Raw genomic sequence first — 15,331 nt, 5'->3', positions numbered from 1 at the left:
GTGGTTTTTAATCAGTATCTGGGCCGGGCCGAGTCACATGGCGAACGATCACGACGCGGATGGGGACGTCCCCTCGGACAGGGTATTGCCGCGCGATCGCGCGGGCAGGCCAAATATTTTGCGCCTGGCAGACTATGAGCCGGTGCAGATCGATCGCATCATCGGTGAGTTGCGCGGCTATTGGGAAGGCCTGCGTCAGGGGCGCGCCATCCCGGCCCGCGCCGATGTCGAACCCCGCGGCATCCGTCGCGCCCTGGATTACGCCTTTATCCTGGAACGCATCGCCCCCGGTGCCGCGCGATTTCGTCTGGCGGGTCGGCATCTGGTCGACCTGATGGGAATGGAGGTGCGCGGCATGCCGCTATGTGCATTCCTGAACACCAGTTCACGCGGTCGGCTTTCGGATGTGCTGGAAAGCGTGTTTCGCGGCCCCCAGATCGCCGAAATCACGCTGGATTCGCCCGCCGGCTACGGCCGCCCGGGCTTGGCCGGCAAGATGCTGGTGATGCCGTTGCGGTCCGATCTGGGGGATGTGACCCGCGCCCTGGGCTGCCTGGTGGCCGAGGGCGAGATCGGACAGCCCCCGCGCCGCTTCGACCTGGTCGCCGATGCGCAATTCCCGGTCATCCCCGGCGCCAAGGTGCTGGAGCCGTCGCCATCGGCCCCCGGCTTTGCCGAGGGACCGACCCCATGGCTGCCGGAAAAGCGCCCTGCCCCGCCCAGCGCCCCGGCCGAGACCAGCCCCGAACAGCGGCGCGCGAGTTTTCGGGTCATCCCCGGCGCCAAATCCAGCGACCCGCGCGACCGCAAAACCTGACGTGGCATGAAAACGGCCGCCCCTGCGGGCGGCCGCGATGGCGCGGGGCCGCGTATTAGCTGGCCTTGGCCCGGGCAACGCCGGTTTCGCGGCGCTGGCGCAATTCCTCGGCCACCAGGAAGGCCAGTTCCAGCGACTGGCTGGCATTCAGGCGCGGATCGCAGGCGGTGTGGTAACGGTCGGACAGATCCTCGTCCGTGACAGCACGCACGCCGCCGGTGCATTCGGTGACATCCTTGCCCGTCATCTCGAAATGCACGCCGCCGGGAATGGTGCCTTCGGCGCGATGCACGGCAAAGAATTCGCGCACCTCGCGCAGGACGGAATCGAAGGGCCGAGTCTTGTAGCCCGATGCCGACTTGATGGTGTTGCCGTGCATCGGGTCACAGGACCACACGACATTCGCCCCCTCTTCCTGAACTGCCTTGATCAGACGCGGCAGGTGGTCGCCCACGCTGCCGGCACCAAAGCGGGCAATCAGTGTCAGCCGGCCCGGTTCGTTTTCCGGGTTCAGCCGCGCCATCAGCGCCTTCAAGTCGCTGTCGCTGATCGAGGGGCCGCATTTCAGCCCGATGGGGTTCTGCACACCCCGGCAGAATTCCACATGCGCCCCATCGACCTGGCGGGTGCGGTCGCCGATCCACAGCATATGCCCGGACCCGGCCACCGGCAGGCCGGTGGTCGAATCGATACGCGCCAGTGCTTCCTCGTATTCCAGCAGCAGCGCCTCGTGGCTGGTGTAGAAATCGACCTTGCCCAGATCATGCGCGGTTTCCGAGGTGACGCCCGCCGCCGCCATGAAGGCCATGGCGTCGCTGATCCGGTCGGCGATGTCGCGATAGCGCGCGGCCTCGTCACCGCCGGTGAAATCGCTGATCCAGCTCTGGACGCGATGCATGTCGGCATAGCCCCCGGTCGAAAAGGCACGCAGCAGGTTCAGCGAGGCCGCCGCCTGGGTATAGGCCCACAGCATCCGTTGCGGATCGGGCACCCGCGCCTCGGGGGTGAAATCGAAGCCATTGATGATGTCGCCGCGATAGCTGGGCAGTTCCTGGCCATTCAGGGTCTCGGTCGGCGCCGAACGCGGCTTGGCGAACTGGCCGGCCATGCGCCCGACCTTGACCACGGGCAACTGCGCCCCCCAAGTCAGCACCACCGCCATCTGCAGCATCACCTTGAAGGTGTCGCGGATGTTGTCGGCGGAAAATTCGGCAAAGCTTTCGGCACAGTCGCCCCCCTGCAACAGAAAGGCGCGGCCCGCCGCCACCTGGGCCAGCGATGCCTTCAGCCGCCGCGCCTCGCCGGCGAACACCAAGGGTGGGAACTTGGCAAGTTGCGCTTCGACAGCATTCAGGGACGCCTGATCGGGATAGTCGGGCATCTGGATGCGCGGATAGGTGCGCCAGCCGCGTTTGTCCCATGCCTGCGCCTTGGTCGCGGAACCGGGGTTCGTCTGTGCCATGATCCTATCCTTCACATTGTGGTGCCTGCCATATAAGGCCTGCGGCACCCAAGGAAAAGCCTTGCGTCGACTGCGGCCTGCTGTTCATCTGCACCGTCCCGAGACGCGCGCCAGCCATGACGACCAGCCTGCCCGAATCACCCTCTCGCCAGCCTTCAACCTCTGCCCGCCCCCAGCGCTATCATTTCCTGTTGCTGGACCGGTTCACCATGATTTCCTTTGCGGCCGCGATCGAACCCTTGCGGCTGGCCAATCGCATCGCTGGCCGCACACTTTATGATTGGCGCCTGATCGGCGAACCGGGCGATGCCGTCACCTGCTCGAACGGGTCACGGCTGATGCTGGACGGCGGCCTGGGCGAGACCGGGCGCGATGACACCATCCTGGTCTGCGGCGGCCTGGATGTGAGCCAGGCAGCCAGCCGCGGCATCCTGGCCTGGCTGCGGCGCGAGGCCCGGCGCGGCACGCGCATCGGCGCCTTGTGCACCGGCGCCTGGGTACTGGCCGAGGCAGGGCTGCTGGACGGCCGAAAGGCCACGATTCACTGGGAAAACCAGGACGGGTTTGCCGAAGAGTTTCCGGACGTCATCCTGATCCGCACCGTTTTTGTCGAGGATCGCAACCTGCTGACTGCAGCCGGCGGCACCGCGGCCATCGACATGATGCTGCGCCAGATCGCCCGGGATCACGGCCCGGAACTGGCCAGCCGTGTGGCCGACCAGATGATCCACACCTCGATCCGGTCCGAGGATGACCACCAGCGCCTGTCGATTCCCACCCGCATCGGCGCGCGCCACCCACGTCTGGCCCAGGTCATCGCGCGGATGGAGGCAAATATCGAAGATCCGATCAGCCCGGCGCGACTGGCTGCCGAGGCAGGCATGTCGCCGCGTCAGCTCGAACGGCTTTTCGCCCGCTACCTTGGCCGCTCGCCCAAGCGCTATTACATGGAGCTGCGTCTGGAACGCGCGCGCAATCTGCTTGGCCAGACGGAAATGAGCGTCATGGAAATCTCGCTGGCCTGCGGATTTGCCTCGGCAGCGCATTTTTCCAAATGCTATCGCGCGACTTATGGCAGCACACCCTATCGTCAGCGCGGCATGCAAGGAATTCGCGCCTGAACGGCGATTCAGGGCAAGAATGTTGACGAATTGGCGATGTTTCGGGACGCCAAGCCGCTTTTCTTTTCAGCGGCGCGCTTATAACCTGTCAGACAGGACAACGATCCACTCAGGGAGAGAAAGAATGAAAAAGCTTCTTCTGGCCAGCGTCGCCGGTGCCATGTTCGCGGGCGCAGCCAGCGCCGAGGATATCAAGCTGGGCATTTCGCTGGGCCTGACGGGGCCGCTAGAATCGATCGCCCCGAACATGCAGAAGGGCGCCGAACTGGCGATCAAGGAAGTATCCGACAGCGGCAAGCTGCTGGATGGTTCGACCGTGACGGCAGTTGTTGCCGACAATACCTGCGCCGATGCAGCTGCCTCGGTGGCCGCCGTGGAACGTCTGGTCACGGCCGAAAAGGTCAGCGGCATCATGGGTGGCATGTGCTCGGGCGAAACCATTGCCTCTCTGGAAAAGGTTGGCGTGCCGAACGGTGTGGTGATGATTTCGCCCTCGGCCACCTCGCCGGCGCTGTCGACCATCGACGACAAGGGCTTCTTCTTCCGCACCTCGCCCTCTGACGCGCGCCAGGGCGAAGTCATGGCCGATCTGGTGCTGGAACGCGGCATCAAGTCGGTGGCCGTGACCTATACCAACAACGACTACGGCAAGGGCCTGGCCGACAGCTTTGCCAATGCCTACAAGGCCAAGGGCGGCACCGTCACCGTTGTCTCTGCCCATGACGACGGCAAGGCCGACTATTCGGCAGAGGTCGCCGCGCTGGCCGCGGCCGGCGGCGACGCGCTGGTGGTGGCAGGCTATTCCGACCAGGGCGGCTCGGGCGTGATCCAGGGCGCGCTGGACACCGGCGCCTTCTCGACCTTCGTGCTGCCCGACGGCATGGTGAACCAGACGCTGGTCGACAAGTTCGGCACCCAGCTTGAAACCTCGTTCGGACAGAACCCCTCGGCCGAGGGCGATGGGCAGACCAAGTTCCAGGAGCTGGCCAAGGCTGCCGGTTTTGACGGAACCTCGGCCTATGCGGGCGAATCCTACGACGCAGCCGCGCTGATGCTGCTGGCGATGCAGGCCGCCAAGTCCTCGGACCCCAAGGTCTACAAGGACAAGATCATGGAAGTTGCCAACGCTCCGGGTGAAAAGATCAACCCCGGCGAACTTGGCAAGGCGCTGGAACTGCTCGCCGCAGGCACCGACATCGATTATGTGGGCGCCACCTCGGTCGAACTGGTCGAGCCGGGCGAAAGCGCTGGCGTATACCGCGAAGTCGACTTCAAGGGCGGCAAGCTGAACGTCGTCGGCTTCCGTTGATATGAAACCTGGAAGGGGTCCGATATTTTCGGACCCCTTCTGTAAATAAAAACAATCCCGCAAGGGAAGTTCTTCATGCAACGCATGAAGTGGGGAGCGTCATGATCCAGGTCCAAGACCTGCACCGCCACTTTGGCGGCTTCCGCGCCGTAAACGGTGCCAGCCTGACGATCGAGAAAGGCTCGATCACGGGCCTGATCGGTCCGAACGGGGCCGGAAAGTCAACCCTGTTCAACGTCATCGCCGGTGTGCTGAAACCCACCTCGGGGCGCGTCACCATGGATGGCGAGGACATAACCGGCCTGCCGCCGCACGAGCTGTTCCACAAGGGGCTGCTGCGCACATTCCAGCTGGCGCACGAGTTTTCCTCGATGACGGTGCGCGAGAATCTGATGATGGTGCCGGCAGGCCAGGCAGGGGAAACCCTGATCAACACCTGGTTCCGCCGCGGTCGCATCCGCGAGGAAGAGCGCGCCCTGCGCAAGAAGGCGGATGAAGTTCTTGAATTTTTGACCATTTCTCATGTCGCCGATGAAAAGGCCGGCAACCTGTCGGGCGGCCAGAAGAAGCTGCTGGAACTGGGTCGCACCATGATGGTTGACGCCAAGATCGTGTTCCTGGACGAAGTGGGCGCCGGCGTGAACCGGACACTGCTGGGCACCATCGGCGATGCCATCGTGCGGCTGAACAAGGAACGCGGCTATACCTTTTGTGTGATCGAGCACGACATGGATTTCATCGGCCGGCTTTGCGATCCGGTGATCGTGATGGCCGCCGGCAATGTCCTTGCGCAGGGTTCGGCCGACAGCATCATGAAGAACGAAGCCGTGATCGAGGCCTATCTGGGCACCGGGCTGAAGAACAAGGTCGCCGCCGAAATCGCCGAGGAAACCGCATTTGGCGAAAGCCATGGTGCCCAGCCGGGCATGGGGGCCGAGGCGGGGCATGGGGGCGATGGCAAGCCGGCGGGGGATATTCGATGAGCAACGCCTATCTTTCCGCCACCGGCATGCGCGGCGGCTATGGCAAGGCCGACATCCTGAACGGCTGCACCCTGACGGTGGACAAGGGCCAGATCGCGGTCATCGTCGGCCCCAACGGCGCCGGCAAGTCGACGGCGATGAAGGCCGTATTCGGCATGCTGAAACTGCGCGAGGGTTCGGTCACGCTGGGCGGTGAGGACATCACCCACCTGAACCCGCAACAGCGCGTGCACAAGGGCATGGGGTTCGTTCCCCAGACCCACAACATCTTCCCGACCATGACGGTCGAGGAAAACCTGGAGATGGGCGCCTTCATCCGCGACGACGATTATCGCGACACCATGGCCCAGGTCTATGAACTGTTTCCCGCCGTCGCCGACAAGCGCAAGCAGAACGCGGGCGAACTGTCGGGGGGCCAGCGCCAGCAGGTGGCCGTGGGCCGGGCGCTGATGACCCGGCCCAGCCTGCTGATGCTGGACGAACCGACCGCCGGTGTCAGCCCCATCGTGATGGACGAGCTGTTCGACCGCATCATCGAGGTCGCGCGCACCGGCATCTCGATCCTGATGGTCGAACAGAACGCCCGCCAGGCGCTGGAAATCGCCGACATCGGCTATGTGCTTGTGCAGGGCGCCAATCGTTACACCGACAGCGGCAAGGCCCTGATGGCCGACCCCGAGGTCCGCCGAACCTTCCTGGGGGGCTGATATGGACATTCTGAACGCGATTGTCGCCATTCTGAATTTCGTGGTCATCCCCGCAGCCGCCTACGGGGCACAACTGGCGCTGGGGGCGCTGGGGGTGACGCTGATCTATGGCATCCTGCGGTTTTCCAACTTTGCCCATGGCGACACCATGGCACTGGGAACGGCGCTGGTCATCCTGGTGACCTGGGGGTTGCAGGCAATGGGCATCAGCCTGACGCCGCTGCCAACCGCCTTGCTGGCCCTGCCGATCGGCATTGCGCTGACCTCGCTCTTCGTGCTGGGCACCGACCGGGTAGTCTATCGCTTCTATCGCAAGAAACGGTCAGAACCGATCATCCTGGTGATGGCCTCGGTCGGGGTCATGTTCATCATGAACGGCCTGACGCGGCTGATCATCGGCGTGGATGAAATCCGCTTTGACGACGGCGCGCGCTTTCTGATTTCGGTTCAGGATTTTCGCGCCTGGACCGGTCTGGCCGAAGGTCTTTCGCTACGTGTCAGCCAGGCGCTGACGCTGGTGGTGACGGCGCTGGCCTGCTGGGCACTGTTCCGTTTCCTCAGCCGCTCGCGGTCGGGCAAGGCAATGCGCGCCTATTCCGACAACGAGGATCTGGCGCTCTTGTCGGGGATCGATCCCGAGCGGGTTGTCCGCCTGACCTGGATCATCGCCACCGCGCTGGCGGTCACTGCGGGTACGCTCTATGGCCTCGACAAGAGCTTCAAGGCCTTCAACTATTTCCAGATCCTGCTGCCGATCTTTGCCGCCGCCATCGTCGGCGGGCTGGGCAGCCCGCTGGGCGCGGTCGCCGGGGGCTTCATCGTCGCCTTTTCCGAGGTGGCCGTGACCTACCCCTGGAAAAAGATCGCAACCTATCTGGGGTTCGAGCCGCAGGGCATGCTGCAACTGCTGTCGACCGAATACAAGTTCGCCGTCAGCTTCGTCATCCTGATCGTCGTCCTGCTGTTCCGGCCCACCGGCCTGTTCCGCGGCAAATCCGTCTGAGGAGGTTTATTCATGTCGAACTCTCGTCAGGCCGAGGCAAGCAGCCCCTGGCGCGCGCCGATCCTGCTGATCATCCTGATCGCGCTGTTCCTGGCCGAAGGCAGCTTTCGCAACGCCATGTTCTCGGGCAGCTGGAACACCGCGCTGGCCATCCTGAACATGGGGCTGATTTCGGCGATCATGGCACTGGGCGTGAACATGCAATGGGGCTATGCGGGGCTGTTCAACGCCGGTGTCGTGGGCTTCCTGGCCCTGGGCAGCCTGGCACCTGTGCTGGTGTCGCTGCCGCCAGTGCAAGGCGCCTGGACCGCGGGCGGCCCACGGGTGCTGCTGGCCCTTCTGGTGGGGCTGGGCACGCTGGTGCTGGCCGCACAGGTCTGGCGGCGCATGACCGGGCCCCTGCGTCTGCTGGCCATGCTGGCAGTGCTGATCGTGGGCTTTGTGATCTATCGTCGCCTCTTCGACCCGGCCGTCATGGCGATCGAGGCGAACAATGCCGCCGCGGCCGGCAATATCGGCGGCCTGGGCCTGCCGGTGCTGCTGTCCTGGCCGGTGGGGGCGCTGTTTGCCGCCGCAGCCGCCTGGGGCATCGGCAAGGTGGCCCTTGGCCTGCGGTCGGACTATCTGGCGATCGCCACGCTGGGCATCGGCGAAATCATCGTCGCCGTGATGCGCAACGAGGAATGGCTGTCGCGCGGCGTCAAGAACGTGTCGGGCATTCCGCGGCCCGTTCCATATGAGCTGGACCTCCAAAGCGATCCGGGCTTTGTCGCGCGGGCGGCGGAATGGGGTCTGGACCCTGCGACCGCCTCGGGCATCTGGGTCAAGCTGCTGTATGCGGGCCTGTTCGGGGCCGTGCTGCTGGTGCTGATCCTGATGGCGGAACTGGCGCTGAAATCGCCCTGGGGTCGGATGATGCGCGCGATCCGCGACAATGAGACCGCTGCCGAGGCGATGGGCAAGCATGTCACCCGGCGGCATCTGCAGATCTTCATCATCGGCAGCGCGGTGATCGGCCTGGCTGGCGCGATGATGACGACGCTGGACGGGTTGCTGGCACCCAACAGCTTCAACCCGTTGCGCTATACCTTCCTGATCTGGGTGATGGTGGTGGTCGGCGGTTCGGGCAACAACTGGGGCGCTGTGCTGGGCGCGATCCTGATCTGGTTCCTGTGGATCAAGGCCGAGGTCTGGGGCCCCGAATTGATGCGGCTGGTGACCATGCCGCTGCCCGAAGGCGCGCTGCGCGATCATCTGCTGGGCGGCGCGCCGCATATGCGCTTCATCGCGCTGGGGTTGTTGTTGCTGCTGGTGTTGCGCTTTGCCCCGCGCGGCTTGGTGCCGGAACGCTAGGACGCGATGGTGCCGGCCGGGCGCGGTGCCCGGCCGGCACGGTCATTCCTCGGGCGCGAAGTGCCATTGGCCCTCGCCCAAAGCGGGGGCAGCGCGCCGGGTGTCCAGTTCGCTGCGCGAGAACACCATCGGGCTGCGCAGTCCGGGGATGCCTTCGGGGGCGATGTGCAGTCCCCGGGCGACCACCTGCGGATCGGCAAGACCTTCGGCCAGATCGTTGACCGGCCCCGCCGGCACGCCCACCGCCTCGAGCGCACCGATCAGTTCGCCCCGTTCCAGCTGCCGCGTCGCCTGCGCCAGCAGCGGCACCAGGCGTTCGCGATTCGCAACCCGGCCGGGATTGGTGGCATAATCCGGATCTTCCGCCAGATCGGGCAGATGCAGAGCCCGGCACAGGGCCTGGAACTGGCGATCGTTGCCGCAGGCGATGATCACATGTCCATCGGCGGCTGGGAACAGCTGATAGGGCACGATATTGGGATGCGCGTTGCCCAACCGATGCGGCACTTGCCCGCCCAGCAGATAATTGGTCGCCTGATTGGCCAGCACCGCAATACCGCAGTCAAGCAGCGACAGGTCCAGATGCTGGCCCAGTCCCGAGCGCGCCCGTTCGGCCAATGCCGCCTGCACCGCGATCACCCCGTAAAGCCCGGTAAAAATGTCGATCCAGGCCACCCCGACCTTTTGCGGCTCGCCCCCCGGCTCTCCGGTCAGGTCCATGATGCCGCACATGCCCTGAATCAGGAAATCATAGCCCGGCTGCGTCGCCCGCGGCCCGGTCTGGCCAAAGCCGGTGATCGAGGCATAGACCAACCCCGGATTGGCGACCGAAAGGCTGTCGTAATCCAGGCCGAAACGGCGCAACCCGCCGCATTTGAAGTTCTCGATCACCACATCGGCCTCGGCGATCAGTTCGCGCAGACGCGCCAGGTCGGCGGGGTCGTTGAAGTCGCAGATGACCGAGGTCTTGCCCCGATTGGCGGCGTGGAAATAGGCGGCCACCCGTTCGGTCGTGCCATCCGCGCGCAACCGGTCGATGAAGGGCGGCCCCCATCGGCGGGTGTCATCGCCCTCGGGCGCCTCGACCTTGATGACCTGGGCGCCCAGATCGGCAAGGGTCTGGCCGATCCAGGGGCCGGCCAGAATGCGCGCCAGTTCGACGACCTTGAGGCCCCGCAGCGGTGCGCTGCCCATCAGCCAAAGGCCTGCAGCCCGGTCTGCGCACGGCCAAGGATCAGCGCGTGCACGTCATGGGTGCCCTCATAGGTGTTCACGGTTTCCAGGTTCTGTGCGTGGCGCATCACATGATAGCCGATCTGGATGCCGTTGCCGCCGTGCATGTCGCGGGCGATGCGGGCGATCTCCAGCGCCTTGCCGCAGTTGTTGCGCTTGACGATGGAAATCATTTCCGGGGCAAACTTGCCTTCATCGAACAGCCGGCCGACGCGCAGGCTGGCTTGCAGGCCCAGGGCGATTTCGGTCTGCATGTCGGCCAGTTTCTTCTGATACAGCTGGGTCGCCGCCAGCGGCCGCTTGAACTGCTGGCGATCCAGGCCGTATTGACGGGCGCGGAACCAGCAATCCTCGGCCGCACCCATGGCCCCCCAGGAAATGCCATAGCGGGCGCGGTTCAGACAGCCAAAGGGGCCGCCCATGCCCTCGATCCCGGGCAGCAGCGCGTCCTCGCCGACCTCGACGTTTTCCATCACGATTTCCCCGGTGATCGAGGCGCGCAGACTGAGCTTGCCTTCGATCTTGGGCGCCGACAGTCCCTTCATCCCCTTTTCCAGCACAAAGCCGCGCACCTTGCCGCCATGCGCATCGGATTTGGCCCAGACCACAAAGACATCGGCGATGGGCGCGTTGGAAATCCACATCTTTGCGCCGTTCAGCACATAGCCGCCATCGACCTTGGTGGCGCGCGTTTTCATGCCGGCAGGGTCGGAACCGGCTTCGGGCTCGGTCAGACCGAAACAGCCGATGAACTCGCCGGTCGCCAGCTTGGGCAGGTATTTCTGCTTCTGCTCTTCGCTGCCATAGGCCTCGATCGGGAACATCACCAGCGAACTTTGCACCGAGGCCATGCTGCGGTAGCCGGAATCGACGCGTTCGATTTCGCGCGCCACCAGGCCATAGGCGACGTAAGAGGCGCCTACCCCTCCGTAAGCCTCGTCCACGGTGACGCCCAGCAGACCGGCCGCGCCCATCTCGCGAAAGATTTCAGGGTCGGTATGTTCGTTCAGATAGGCGTCCTCGACCCGCGGCAGCAGCCGGTCGGCAGCAAAGGCGGCGGCGCTGTCGCGGATCATGCGCTCTTCTTCGGTCAGCTGATCGTCCAGAAGAAACGGGTCGGACCAGGTGAATGCCGCGCCCTTGTGAGATTTTACCGCCATGCCAGTGCTCCCTGCTGCTGTGCCGCCGCGCTCGATGCCGGCAGTTCATGCATTATACCTTTGCCGGATTCGCAAGAAACGGATAATCCTCATAATATCATGTATGGGATGAATGTTCTTGCGACCAAGGCGTTTTCTGCCCAACCTCAGCCTGCTGTTGGCCTTTGATGCGGTGATGCGCATGGGTTCGGTCACGCGCGCCGCCGAGGATATCGGCCTGACCCAAAGCACCATCAGCCGGTTGATCCAGACCCTGGAACAGCAGCTGGGGCTGCAGCTGTTCATCCGCCACCGCAAGCGCCTGATCCCGACCGAGGCGGCAAGCCGCTATTCCCGCGACATCCAGGCGGCGCTGGACCTGATCCAGCGCGCCAGCATGGCGCTGATCGCCAACCCCGAAGGCGGCACCCTGGACCTGGCGGTGCTGCCGACCTTTGGCACCCGCTGGCTGGCGCCGCGCCTGCCACAGTTCCTGTCGGCGCATCCCGGTGTATCGATCAACCTGGCCACCCGATTTACCCGTTTCAGCTTCGAGGCCGAACCTTTCGATGCCGTCATCTTCTTCGGGCAGGACGATTGGCCGGGGGCCGAACATCTGCGGCTGTTTGACGAAAGGCTGACGGCCTGCGCCTCGGCCGGGTTGCTGGCGCAGCATCCGGTTCGCGACCCGGGCGACATGGCGGGGCTGACGCTGCTGCAACTGCCCACGCGCCCTGATGCCTGGGCGGCATGGTTTCGCGGCCAGGGTGCGCAGCCGCCAGCGGCGCCAAGCCGGATGGTGATGGATCAGTTTTCCATGATGATCCAGGCGGCGATTGCCGGGCTGGGGGTGGCCTTGCTGCCCGATTACCTTGCCCGCGTCGAAATCGCCGAGGGCCGGCTGCGCCCCTTGCTGCGGCCCGCGGTAGAGGGCACCGGCGCCTATTGGCTGGCCTGGCCGGCAAGCCGGCGCGACCATGCGCCGCTGAACGCCTTTCGGAACTGGATCGAAACCCTGCAGGACAGCTAGAAAGGAAACACCATGACCGCATCGCGCGACAAGCTGGATGCCATGAATGCCCGCGCCGCCGCGCTTTTCCGCGCAGACAGCCGCACGATGGGCGCATTTCGCGGGCTGATGCGCAGCGCGATGCAGCCGGGCACGATCAGCGTGGCAATGAAGGAGCTGATCGCCCTCGCGGTTGCCATCGGTCGCGGCTGCGAGGATTGCGTGATCTTTCACACCAGCGAGGCCAAGGCGCACGGCGCCAGCCGCGAGGAGTTGCTCGAGGTGCTGGCCGTCGCCATCGAAATGTCGGGCGGGCCCGGCACCGTCTATGCCGCCAAGGCCCTTGGCCGCCTATGACGAGCTGTAAGCCGGCCCTTCGCCCGCGCGCCGGCCGGTGGTCGGATCGAACAGATGCAGATGCGCGGGATCGGGCACCACCCGCAGCCGGTCGCCGCGCTGTGCCGCGGTCGTGCCCGAAAGCCGCAGCGTGATCGGAACGTCGCTGTCGGCCAGCATGCCATAGCCAAAGGCATCCGCCCCCAGCCGCTCGACCGAACGCAGATCCACCGCCATCGCCGGCTCATCGGATCGCGCAGGGCGCAGATGTTCGGGGCGCAACCCCAGCCGCCAGCGACCCGCCGGCAGCGGCAAGGCCAATTGCTGACCCCCGGGCAGGATGACCTGCCCCGCCTGCACCTGCACGTCCAGAATGTTCATCGCCGGCGAACCGATGAAGCCGGCAACGAATTCGCTGGCCGGGCGGGCATAGACCTCGAGCGGGGTGGCAATCTGTTCGGCCACGCCCTTGTTCATCACGATCAGCCGGTCGGCCAGGGTCATCGCCTCGACCTGGTCATGGGTGACGTATAGCGATGTCTGCCCGGTGCGCAGGTGCATTTCCTTGATCTGCAGGCGCATCTGCACCCGCAGCTTGGCATCAAGGTTCGACAGCGGCTCGTCCAGCAGAAAGGCGGCCGGGTTGCGCACCAGCGCCCGCCCCATCGCCACGCGCTGGCGTTGGCCACCTGACAGGGCGCGCGGCTTGCGGTCCAGATAGGGTTCCAGCTCCAGCATCCGGGCGGCATCGGCCACGCGCCGGTCGATCTCGGCCGCCGGAATACGCGCGATCTTCAGCCCATAGGCCATGTTCTCGCGCACCGACATATGCGGATAAAGCGCATAGTTCTGGAACACCATGGCAATATCGCGTTCGCGCGGTTCCAGGTCGTTGACCACGCGCTCGCCGATCTGAACCGTGCCCGAGGTGATCGCCTCAAGCCCCGCCACCATGCGCAGCAACGTTGATTTGCCGCAGCCCGAGGGCCCGACGATCACCACGAATTCGCCATCGGCAATATCCATGGTGATGCCGTGGATCACCTGATTGCCGGCATAGCTTTTGCGGACATCCTTCAACCGGATCTGCGCCATTCACTTCTCCGTCTCGACCAGGCCCTTGACGAACCAGCGCTGCATCAGCACCACCACCAGGATCGGCGGCAGGATCGCCAGCACACTGGTCACCATCACCAGGTTCCAGGGCGTATCGGCATCGGCGAAAGAGATCATCTTTTTCAGCGCGATGACGATGGTGTTCATTTCGTTGGAATTAGTGACCAGCAGCGGCCACAGATATTGCGTCCAGCCATAGATGAACTGGATCACGAAGATCGCGGCCACATTGGTCAGCGACAGCGGCCACAGGATGTCGCGGAAAAACCGCCAGGGCCCCGCACCGTCCACCCGTGCCGCCTCGAGCAGTTCGTCGGGGATGGTCATGAAGAATTGCCGAAACAGCAGCGTCGCCGTGGCCGAGGCGATCAGCGGCAGGATCAGCCCGGCATAGGTATCGATCAGGCCCAGATCGACCATGACCTTGTAGGTCGGCTGGATGCGCACCTCGACCGGCAGCATCAGCGTGATGAAGATCAGCCAGAAACAGGCCATGCGCAGCGGAAAGCGAAAGAACACGATGGCATAGGCCGAGGCCATGGAGATCGCGATCTTGCCCAGTGCGATCCCCAGCGCCACCAGCGTGGTATTGGCCAGCAGCCGCCACAGGCTGACGCCGCCGATGCGACTGACGCCGCCAGCGAAAGCCTCGGCATAGTTTTCGGCGGCATGCGGGCCGGGCAGCAGTGGCAGCGGCGGCCGCAGGATCGTTGCGGTTGAATGGGTCGAGGCGATAACCACGTAATAGACCGGGAAGGCGACTATGATGACCCCCAGGATCATCCACAGATGCGCGACCACGCGCCCCGCCCCGCGCGGCGCCAGCGGAGGCGGCTCAGCCATAATGCACCCGCCTTTCGATGAAGCGGAACTGAAACGCCGTCAGGGCGATCACGATCAGCATCAGGATGACCGATTGCGCGGCGGAATCGCCCATGATCAGATTGACGAAACCGTCGTTATAGACCTTGTAGACCAGGGTTTCGGTGGCCTTGCCCGGCCCGCCGCCGGTGACCGCATGGATGATGCCGAAAGTGTCGAACAGCGCATAGACGGTATTGACGACCAGCAGAAAGAAACTGGTGGGCGCCAGCAGCGGAAAGACGATGGTCCAGAAGGTATGGCGGCGCGAGGCGCCGTCGATCGCCGCCGCCTCGATCAGCGAACGCGGAATGGCCTGAAGGCCGGCCATAAAAAACAGGAAATTGTAGCTGATCTGTTTCCAGGTCGCAGCCGCCACCACCAGCGCCATCGCCTGATCCCCATCCAGCAACGGATTCCAGGCGATGCCCATCTGCCGCAGCGGCCAGGCCAGGGTGCCGAAGCCGGGGTTGAACATGAACAGCCACAGCATCCCGGCGATTGCCGGCGCCACCGCATAGGGCCAGATCATCAGCGTGCGGTAAAAACCCTTGCCGCGAATGATCTTTTCGGCCTGAACCGCCAGAAACAGGGCAATGGCCATCGCCAGACAGGCGACCAGGGCCGAGAATATCACCGTCACCTGAACCGCGTTCAGGTAATTGGGATCCGACAGGACCTTGCGGAAATTGGCCAGGCCGACAAAGCTGCTGTTCAGGCCAAAGGCATCTTCCCTCAGCAGCGACTGGCGAAATGCCTGCGCTGCCGGCCAGTAGAAGAACACCAGCGTGATGGCAAGTTGCGGCGCCAGCAGCAGCCAGGGCAGCAACTTGTGCGGAAATACCGTGCGTCGCATCCGTCCCCCGAATCCAGAGGGCGCCC

15 protein-coding genes are annotated in these 15,331 nt (G+C 64.6%); 9 read left to right on the top strand and 6 right to left on the bottom strand.

Annotated elements, in window-relative coordinates; genetic code table 11:
• Window positions 1–118 precede the first annotated feature (118 nt).
• On the top strand, window positions 119–817 hold the full coding sequence (locus tag GB880_RS09010) for a PAS domain-containing protein (protein WP_229774287.1): 699 nt from the start codon (window positions 119–121) through the stop codon (window positions 815–817).
• 55 nt (window positions 818–872) lie between these two features.
• Here the strand turns inward: GB880_RS09010 and GB880_RS09005 are convergent, their stop codons facing one another.
• Window positions 873–2,279: a class II 3-deoxy-7-phosphoheptulonate synthase gene (locus GB880_RS09005; RefSeq protein WP_154491128.1), complete on the bottom strand. Its 1,407-nt coding sequence runs from the start codon at window positions 2,277–2,279 to the stop codon at window positions 873–875.
• A 116-nt stretch (window positions 2,280–2,395) separates the two neighbouring features.
• Here GB880_RS09005 and GB880_RS09000 point away from each other — a divergent pair, with 116 nt between their 5' ends.
• The 6 genes from GB880_RS09000 to GB880_RS08975 all read left to right on the top strand — a co-directional run bounded on the left by GB880_RS09000 (window position 2,396) and on the right by GB880_RS08975 (window position 8,755).
• Window positions 2,396–3,400, top strand: a complete 1,005-nt coding sequence (locus tag GB880_RS09000) for a GlxA family transcriptional regulator (protein WP_154491125.1) — start codon at window positions 2,396–2,398, stop codon at window positions 3,398–3,400.
• 124 nt (window positions 3,401–3,524) lie between these two features.
• Entirely contained in the window at window positions 3,525–4,709 is a 1,185-nt protein-coding gene (locus GB880_RS08995; protein WP_154491122.1) for an ABC transporter substrate-binding protein, read from the top strand.
• Window positions 4,710–4,810: 101 nt separating this feature from the next.
• On the top strand, window positions 4,811–5,692 hold the full coding sequence (locus GB880_RS08990; RefSeq protein ID WP_154491119.1) for an ABC transporter ATP-binding protein: 882 nt from the start codon (window positions 4,811–4,813) through the stop codon (window positions 5,690–5,692).
• Window positions 5,689–6,399, top strand: coding sequence for an ABC transporter ATP-binding protein (locus GB880_RS08985; RefSeq protein ID WP_154491116.1), 711 nt, complete (start codon window positions 5,689–5,691; stop codon window positions 6,397–6,399). Before GB880_RS08990 ends, GB880_RS08985 begins: the two co-directional genes overlap by 4 nt.
• A 1-nt stretch (window position 6,400) precedes the next feature.
• Complete coding sequence (locus tag GB880_RS08980) at window positions 6,401–7,402, top strand: branched-chain amino acid ABC transporter permease (RefSeq protein ID WP_154491113.1); 1,002 nt, start codon at window positions 6,401–6,403, stop codon at window positions 7,400–7,402.
• Between the two features lie 12 nt (window positions 7,403–7,414).
• On the top strand, window positions 7,415–8,755 hold the full coding sequence (locus tag GB880_RS08975; RefSeq protein ID WP_154491110.1) for a branched-chain amino acid ABC transporter permease: 1,341 nt from the start codon (window positions 7,415–7,417) through the stop codon (window positions 8,753–8,755).
• Window positions 8,756–8,797: 42 nt separating this feature from the next.
• Here the strand turns inward: GB880_RS08975 and GB880_RS08970 are convergent, their stop codons facing one another.
• Window positions 8,798–9,949 carry a CaiB/BaiF CoA transferase family protein gene (locus GB880_RS08970; protein WP_154491107.1) on the bottom strand — a complete coding sequence of 384 codons (1,152 nt, stop codon included), beginning with the start codon at window positions 9,947–9,949 and terminating at the stop codon, window positions 8,798–8,800.
• Window positions 9,949–11,148 carry an acyl-CoA dehydrogenase gene (locus tag GB880_RS08965; protein WP_154491104.1) on the bottom strand — a complete coding sequence of 400 codons (1,200 nt, stop codon included), beginning with the start codon at window positions 11,146–11,148 and terminating at the stop codon, window positions 9,949–9,951. Before GB880_RS08965 ends, GB880_RS08970 begins: the two co-directional genes overlap by 1 nt.
• 112 nt (window positions 11,149–11,260) lie before the next feature.
• Here GB880_RS08965 and GB880_RS08960 point away from each other — a divergent pair, with 112 nt between their 5' ends.
• Window positions 11,261–12,157: a LysR family transcriptional regulator gene (locus tag GB880_RS08960; RefSeq protein ID WP_154491101.1), complete on the top strand. Its 897-nt coding sequence runs from the start codon at window positions 11,261–11,263 to the stop codon at window positions 12,155–12,157.
• A 12-nt stretch (window positions 12,158–12,169) separates the two neighbouring features.
• A complete protein-coding gene (locus GB880_RS08955; RefSeq protein ID WP_154491098.1) occupies window positions 12,170–12,493 on the top strand; it encodes a carboxymuconolactone decarboxylase family protein in 324 nt (107 codons plus the stop codon).
• Here the strand turns inward: GB880_RS08955 and GB880_RS08950 are convergent.
• The 3 genes from GB880_RS08950 to ugpA are packed head-to-tail and all read right to left on the bottom strand — an operon-like array spanning window position 12,488 to window position 15,305.
• A complete protein-coding gene (locus tag GB880_RS08950) occupies window positions 12,488–13,567 on the bottom strand; it encodes a sn-glycerol-3-phosphate import ATP-binding protein UgpC (RefSeq protein WP_154491095.1) in 1,080 nt (359 codons plus the stop codon). The genes GB880_RS08955 and GB880_RS08950 overlap by 6 nt on opposite strands.
• On the bottom strand, window positions 13,568–14,431 hold the full coding sequence (gene ugpE / locus GB880_RS08945) for a sn-glycerol-3-phosphate ABC transporter permease UgpE (protein WP_154491092.1): 864 nt from the start codon (window positions 14,429–14,431) through the stop codon (window positions 13,568–13,570). It abuts the gene before it with no gap.
• Window positions 14,424–15,305, bottom strand: coding sequence for a sn-glycerol-3-phosphate ABC transporter permease UgpA (gene ugpA, locus GB880_RS08940; RefSeq protein WP_154491089.1), 882 nt, complete (start codon window positions 15,303–15,305; stop codon window positions 14,424–14,426). The genes ugpE and ugpA overlap by 8 nt, the downstream gene beginning before the upstream one ends.
• Window positions 15,306–15,331: the final 26 nt, after the last annotated feature.

Origin of the sequence: Paracoccus sp. SMMA_5_TC, assembly GCF_009696685.2 — a bacterium.
GTDB lineage: Bacteria > Pseudomonadota > Alphaproteobacteria > Rhodobacterales > Rhodobacteraceae > Paracoccus.
This window is presented reverse-complemented; position numbering and strand designations above follow the sequence as displayed.

Bases quoted from the DNA above. Each gene is read 5' to 3' on its own strand.
- GB880_RS08985 (WP_154491116.1), top strand. From the start codon at position 5,689: ATGAGCAACGCCTATCTTTCCGCCACCGGCATGCGCGGCGGCTATGGC.
- GB880_RS08955 (WP_154491098.1), top strand. From the start codon at position 12,170: ATGACCGCATCGCGCGACAAGCTGGATGCCATGAATGCCCGCGCCGCC.
- GB880_RS08980 (WP_154491113.1), top strand. From the start codon at position 6,401: ATGGACATTCTGAACGCGATTGTCGCCATTCTGAATTTCGTGGTCATC.
- ugpE (WP_154491092.1), bottom strand. From the start codon at position 14,431: ATGGCTGAGCCGCCTCCGCTGGCGCCGCGCGGGGCGGGGCGCGTGGTC.
- GB880_RS08950 (WP_154491095.1), bottom strand. From the start codon at position 13,567: ATGGCGCAGATCCGGTTGAAGGATGTCCGCAAAAGCTATGCCGGCAAT.
- GB880_RS08970 (WP_154491107.1), bottom strand. From the start codon at position 9,949: ATGGGCAGCGCACCGCTGCGGGGCCTCAAGGTCGTCGAACTGGCGCGC.
- GB880_RS09005 (WP_154491128.1), bottom strand. From the start codon at position 2,279: ATGGCACAGACGAACCCCGGTTCCGCGACCAAGGCGCAGGCATGGGAC.
- GB880_RS08960 (WP_154491101.1), top strand. From the start codon at position 11,261: ATGTTCTTGCGACCAAGGCGTTTTCTGCCCAACCTCAGCCTGCTGTTG.
- GB880_RS08965 (WP_154491104.1), bottom strand. From the start codon at position 11,148: ATGGCGGTAAAATCTCACAAGGGCGCGGCATTCACCTGGTCCGACCCG.
- GB880_RS08975 (WP_154491110.1), top strand. From the start codon at position 7,415: ATGTCGAACTCTCGTCAGGCCGAGGCAAGCAGCCCCTGGCGCGCGCCG.
- ugpA (WP_154491089.1), bottom strand. From the start codon at position 15,305: ATGCGACGCACGGTATTTCCGCACAAGTTGCTGCCCTGGCTGCTGCTG.
- GB880_RS08995 (WP_154491122.1), top strand. From the start codon at position 3,525: ATGAAAAAGCTTCTTCTGGCCAGCGTCGCCGGTGCCATGTTCGCGGGC.
- GB880_RS09000 (WP_154491125.1), top strand. From the start codon at position 2,396: ATGACGACCAGCCTGCCCGAATCACCCTCTCGCCAGCCTTCAACCTCT.
- GB880_RS08990 (WP_154491119.1), top strand. From the start codon at position 4,811: ATGATCCAGGTCCAAGACCTGCACCGCCACTTTGGCGGCTTCCGCGCC.